Source organism: Lacticaseibacillus saniviri JCM 17471 = DSM 24301 (genome assembly GCF_001311785.1).
Taxonomy (GTDB): domain Bacteria; phylum Bacillota; class Bacilli; order Lactobacillales; family Lactobacillaceae; genus Lacticaseibacillus; species Lacticaseibacillus saniviri.
Window position 1 is genome coordinate 97,322 of the sequence record NZ_BBBX01000006.1, and the last position, 6,000, is coordinate 103,321.

The 6,000-nt window shown below is 44.4% G+C and carries 5 protein-coding genes and 3 pseudogenes; 1 reads left to right on the forward strand and 7 read right to left on the reverse strand.

All coding sequences use genetic code 11. The annotated features are described in order from the left end of the window. Positions 1–117: 117 nt before the first annotated feature. A pseudogene (locus tag JCM17471_RS04915) lies at positions 118–725 on the forward strand (sugar O-acetyltransferase). A 64-nt stretch (positions 726–789) separates the two neighbouring features. Here the strand turns inward: JCM17471_RS04915 and JCM17471_RS04920 are convergent. The 7 genes and pseudogenes from JCM17471_RS04920 to JCM17471_RS16450 all read right to left on the reverse strand — a co-directional run bounded on the left by JCM17471_RS04920 (position 790) and on the right by JCM17471_RS16450 (position 5,753). After that, positions 790–975 (reverse strand): hypothetical protein, encoded by a 186-nt coding sequence (locus JCM17471_RS04920; protein WP_054777032.1) that lies wholly within the window; start codon positions 973–975, stop codon positions 790–792. Then, positions 972–1,130 carry a hypothetical protein gene (locus tag JCM17471_RS13990; RefSeq protein ID WP_156321604.1) on the reverse strand — a complete coding sequence of 53 codons (159 nt, stop codon included), beginning with the start codon at positions 1,128–1,130 and terminating at the stop codon, positions 972–974. The genes JCM17471_RS04920 and JCM17471_RS13990 overlap by 4 nt, the downstream gene beginning before the upstream one ends. Next, positions 1,105–1,413: a hypothetical protein gene (locus JCM17471_RS04925; protein WP_500778359.1), complete on the reverse strand. Its 309-nt coding sequence runs from the start codon at positions 1,411–1,413 to the stop codon at positions 1,105–1,107. Before JCM17471_RS04925 ends, JCM17471_RS13990 begins: the two co-directional genes overlap by 26 nt. Before the next feature lie 14 nt (positions 1,414–1,427). Beyond that, complete coding sequence (locus JCM17471_RS04930) at positions 1,428–2,537, reverse strand: HTH domain-containing protein (RefSeq protein ID WP_054777034.1); 1,110 nt, start codon at positions 2,535–2,537, stop codon at positions 1,428–1,430. Then, positions 2,530–3,704, reverse strand: a pseudogene (locus JCM17471_RS04935) (MalY/PatB family protein). Before JCM17471_RS04935 ends, JCM17471_RS04930 begins: the two are co-directional and overlap by 8 nt. A gap of 55 nt (positions 3,705–3,759) precedes the next feature. Beyond that, positions 3,760–5,292, reverse strand: a complete 1,533-nt coding sequence (locus JCM17471_RS04940) for a PTS fructose-like transporter subunit IIBC (RefSeq protein WP_054777035.1) — start codon at positions 5,290–5,292, stop codon at positions 3,760–3,762. A gap of 15 nt (positions 5,293–5,307) precedes the next feature. Then, positions 5,308–5,753: pseudogene (locus JCM17471_RS16450) on the reverse strand (PTS fructose transporter subunit IIA). Positions 5,754–6,000 lie beyond the last annotated feature (247 nt).

A 6,000-nucleotide genomic window follows, 5' to 3' on the forward strand; every position in this document is an offset into this window, starting at 1 on the left:
GATGCCATGACGGTATCGCTCTTTTCGTTTGTCCGATTCTTGTTACCGTTAACGCATTGAAAACGATTTATTTATTTGTATACTGAAGCATATCATTCAGTTTAAGCGAGGAAAACGATGCGAACACAACGAGAAAAAATGCTTGCTGGCGATTTATACATTGCCAGTGATCCAGAACTGCAGGCCTTGAGTCATCGGGGCAAGACCATTGTTCGAACTTACAATGAGACCACCGAAGAGCAAAATGATTTGCGGCGCCAGCTACTTGAACAGCTGTGGGCCAAAGTTGGCGAACACGCCTATATTGAACCACCCTTTCACACCGATTACGGCCAACACACCGAAGTTGGTGACAACTTCTACATGAACTACGACGGTATCATTATCGATGTCGCGCCCGTCAAAATTGGCAACAATGTCATGTTTGGCCCGCGCGCAGGTATCTATACTGCCGGCCACCCGATCGATGCTGCCATCAGAAATGAAGCCTCGAATTCGGCAAACCGATTACCATCGGCAATGATGTTTGGGTTGGCGGCAATGTCGTCATCAATCCTGGCGTTACCATTGGCAGTAACGTCGTCATTGGCTCAGGATCAGTTGTCACCAAAGATATTCCTGATAATGTTGTCGCTGTTGGTAATCCTTGCCACGTGTTACGTGCCATTACGACAGCAGATACCGAGCTATGGGAAAAGGAAAAGCAGCGCTATTTTGAGAATTAGGCGATAAACAGGGGGTGTGACAAAACTACGTTTTGTCACACCCCCTGTTTTGCTTGAGTTTTGCCTACTGATCAATATGACCGCCAAGTAAGCTCAAGACATCTTCATATTCATGCGCCGCATTGATACTTTTAAGCGGTTGTTTGCGCAAAGTTTGGTAGAAATAACTAAAAATAGTGTTGCGTTCAACCTGGGATGTATTCGCGAGCACCACGACCAACAATTGAACTGTCGTATCCGCGACAGTCACCTCATGGCCAACTTAATAGCAAAGATACCATATTCTGCAAAATGCGTTGACGTTGTATGCGGCAAGGAGACATGATTCAGAATCAATTGATTGCCAGCCGCTTCGCGATCAATAATGGCTTTTTCATCTTCAGCAGTCAGTAGCTGCCGTTCCACAAAATATCAAGTCCTTTTTGAGTGCAACATCAAACCGCTTGATTAGTGGTAACGAAACAAAATGATTTGGTGGTAAAAATGCCGCCAAGTTATCGTGATAATAGTGCCCGTCCACTAACCGCTCAATTGTTTTGATGTCTGCTTCCGTGATGATGCCTGGAAAAACTAACATGAATTGCGATTCAACTTGTTCAAGCACACCCGACCGAACGTTGGCTAATGTGACATCAAAAGCTGCATTCCCCATCATCGTTAAAGCTTCATCAATATTATTGGCGATCACCAATTGTGTATTACTTAATTGCTGTTGCAAGATCGTTTGATTAATTTTTGGAGTGACGCTCTTGGCGCTAGGAGAAGCACGCGGACGGGTTGCACCGCGCGTTGGTTAATTGCTTGGACAATATAGAGTCCAATATAGCGATCATCCCACCAACATTCAGGAAACTGGTCCAATAATACTTCAGTAAAAGTATGCGCTAAATCAAATGCAATTGGATTTTGTGCCTGCAGGCGATACATTTCAGATTGGTTCAGTCCAGCAATGGGCCGGGGAAAGGCCACCTCACGCACAATATGGCTGAAAATATCTTCAAATGTGTTTAATCCGACGCCTGATAACTGAAATTGATGACTTAACCGCGTAAACGACTCCAGCAATGATTGCTTCTGACTCAAGACAGCTTGCATTTGCATCATGCGATGACTCAGAAAAAGGCTCAAATGCTGTTGTTGTACTTTTGAGATACCCGATAAAGATGGGATGGGAAATTGCATTTGTGACGATGCTTCATCAATCGGTAACGCCACCAAACACGCCAATAATTGATTGTGCCATTGCATGCGCGTCAACCACTGAGCATAGGGATTGAGTAGACTATTGCCGAGTTGCTCGATGTGTTCCTGCTGAATTAACTCAATGGGCAACATTTTTTGCAATCGTGGGTATTCTAGAAACAATGCTGCGACAATATCGACTGCACTCAATCTCGTAAAACTGATACCCAGCCCAGCGCCCACATGCGATTTGATAGTGATAACGCCGTGCAATTCAATGTTCAACTGTTCAACGTAATCTTGTACCGCTGCTTTTGATAAAAACAGCTGCGCACTTAAATCAGCTTGGGTAATTGTTTGCGTCAGACATAGCGCTAACAAAATTTGATTTTTCTCGTCTTCACTGCGATCTAATATTTGCCTTAAGGCCGCTGAGTCCAACAACTTGAGGTGATACCCATTAAAAGCCGTGATCTCGCCAATATTTTCCTGGGCAAGCTCAGTGTTAATACTGGCAATATCACGGATAACCGTTCGTCGTGATGTGTTTAATTGCTGGGCCAGCTCTTCCCCACTATAATCATTCACCAATAGCAAATTAAGAATTTTTATTTCCCGTTGATTATACATGTGCTGCCTGAATTCCTTTTGCGAGCCGATTTAAACCTTCCTCTAGTTTTACCTGAGGACAAGCAATATTCATGCGCAAATAACGTGAGTCCCCATATGTCTTCCCAGGCATAATCCCGACCTTGCCATCATCAATTAAATGCTTCTGCAATGCTTCAGATGACAAATTCAATGCACTGACATTCATCCACGCCAAATAGGTAGATTGCGGTCTGGTGAATTGAATCATAGGTAATTCTGCATCAATAAAATCGGCAATCATCTGCATGTTGCGTCTAAGTACGCAACTAACTGATCTACATAATCGCTTCCCCCGTTATAAGCGGCAATTTGCGCCGTCATGCCCATAATGCTCACAGAGGACAGTGCATTCTTTTGTTTCAACTCTACCAAAAAGCGGTCACGCAAAGTTTGATCTGGAATCATCACATAAGAACCAATCAACCCTGGGGTATTGAATGTTTTGGAACCGGAGCAACACAGCGCAACCCCATTCTGTGCCACCTCAGTAATGGGAACGTATCGATTGTCGCCATATATAATATCACGGTGAATGTCATCCGAAATCAAGAAGACGTGATTTTGCTGACACAGCTGGTAAAGTCGCTGTAACTCGGCTTTGGAGAACAAACGACCTGTCGGATTGTGGGGATTTGTTAGGAGCAGGACCTTTGTTTGTGGTGCTGCCAGTGTCGTTGCCAAAGAATCCCAGTCCAGTTGATAACCTTCATCTGCCGCTTGCAAACGTATCGGAATCAATAAACGATCATTGCTTGCGATAACATTGTAAAATGCATCGTACATTGGCGTGAAAACCGCCACACTATCATTTGGCTCACTATGCAAGCGAATCAATGTCGCAATACTGAACACAACACTTGGACTGTAGACGACCCACTCTGGATCAACGGTCACACTTTTATCGCGTTCAAACCAATGTTGAATACTTGTTTTAAAGTCTGCGTGATTCCACCGCGTATAGCCATAAATTGGATGTTGTAGTCGATCGAATAATGCGGTTTGGACAACGGGCGGCACAGCAAAATCCGTATCCGAAATTGAAAAAGGTAAAATATCGTTTCTGCCAAACCGATCAGCAATATAATCCCACTGCGTACTGAATGTATGATGCCGGTCAATCACTTGATCAAAATGATAATCTGTCATAGTAGATTCTCCTTTTTAATCTAAAAACGGCAGGTTCTCCCTGCCGCTGAACCTCTTATTTCGTGTTTGGGGTCACTGTCTTAGCTGTTGTCACCGTTGCTGGAGCCGACACATCCGGAGCATCATTCGTGATGACACTGGTTGCTTGTTCCTTCAAGCTGACTACACCAGACTTACGTTCTTGGCGTTTGAGCCAGGCTGTCTTAAAGACGACGATGAACAACACATTTAATGCCAGACCAATAGCTAGTGTGAAGTAGTAAGGAATGGCTGGGCGTGACAAGCCAATGATTGGATCAAAAATACCCAATCCAGGTGCCAGCCGTTCAATACCAAAGGCCATTGAAATCGCGCCGGTAATCCCGCCAGCAAGCGTATTAGCACTGATCATGGGAAGTGGCGCCGCTAACGCATAAGGAATGGCTGGTTCTGTTGCAACTGTCATACCAACTAACATTGCTGACCAACTGGATTCCCGTTCTTGCTTAGTAAATAAACGAGGGCGAACCCAAGTTGCAATTGCTGCTGCCATTGGTGGCAGTAGTGTCACAATTCCTGCAATCCCGTACCAAGTATAAACATGAGAGCTCAATAATGAGAAGCCAAAGAACCAAGCTGTTTTGTTGATGGGACCACCCATATCAAAGGCTAACATTGCGCCGACCAAGAAACCACCCAAAATCTTCATTGATGGCGGAATACTCTGCAAGAAGGAAAGCAACGCCGCCATCACTGCAGCCATTGCGGGGCCTAGCAGATAGTAGGTACCTAAGCCAAAGATTAGGAGTGTCACAAAAGGAATGATGAGAAAGCCCAATGTTGACTGGAATGTCTTCCCAAGTTTAACTTTCTTGAACTCGCGGACAAAGTAACCCACAGCCAGGCCAATAACGACAGCACCTAGGAAACCAGCGCCACCTTGAGTGCCTAACAAATCAGGTGAGTTAGCAAGATACGTCGCTAAGAAAGCTGGTGCCAGAGCTGGTTTATCCCCAATTGAATAAGCAATGTAGGCACCCATGATTGGAATCATCATGGTGAAGCCTAAGCCACCAATTGTATTCAATACCCAGGCCAAAGATGCCATTTGGCCTGCTTTTGGTGCGATATCAGCGGCACCAAACTGAACCAGCATGTTCCCAATGGCCATCAGTAACCCACCACCGATAACAAATGGCAGTGCCGCAGAAACACCGGCCATCAGATGGCTCATAATACCATCGGTTGTTTTTTCATTACCTAACTTAACTTTAGAAGCCGTGAATAAGTGTGCTTCATCGTGCAAGTTAGCAAACACAGTATCCATTTCTTTCAATGCTTCAGAAACAGGTAATTCGATCACTTGCTTACCGTCAAACCGTGCTTTGTCTTCATCACTCATGCCTTTGCCAAGTGCTAGGATAACGTAATCAGCATCCGCAATTTGTTGTGCTGTCAGTTGATTTTCAATCCCTGAAGCGCCTTGTGTTTCCACGTGGACTTCATATCCCTGAGCTTTAGCATGTGTTTCAATGGATTCCGCAACCATGTACGTGTGTGCAATCCCGGCCGGACAGTTAGTTACCCCAACAATTTTTAAAGCTGCCATTTGGAACACTCCTCTCTATGCGTTAACAATATTACTAATCAGCGTAAAGACCTCTTCTTGTGTACCTTGTTTGAGCCGTGTCACAAATTCTGGATGAACGAGTTGGCGACTTAATTGTGCTAATAATTGCAAATGTAATCCCGCTTCTTGATCAGGGACGATTAAACTAATCCACGTTTCAACCGGCTTGCCATCCAGTGAATCCCATTCAACAGGATGATCACTGCGGCCGAATAAAATTCCTGCCTTCAAATTATTGCTTGTCTTAGCATGCGGAATCGCAACACCATTACCAAACCCGTGGTTGATTCAGCTTCCCGGTCTAAATAGTCTTGAATAAGTTGGTTTTCATCCGCAACAATTCCCAGTTCTTTGGCTTTCGCTGCTAGCTCAGCCAAAACTTCTTTTTGAGTTGTTCCTTGAATCGTCATTAGCATGTTATCACGTTCGAATAATGTCATTTTCTTCTCCTCCTGACTTCTCCTTAAGTATATTTGGTTACGCTTACATTATTAAGCGTCAATTTGTCACTGCTGAGTGACAATTATTACCTTTCTGAGATTGTGAAGTATTTATTTTGTTGACCGTCGCCTATTTTTGGCACTGGCCTAGTGACATCTCTCGTTAGCACATCAGGAAGATATCATTCCAAAGTGCCGTTGTCACACGGCGCTACAATGACAAAGGTAAAAAGAGCCGCGACATATT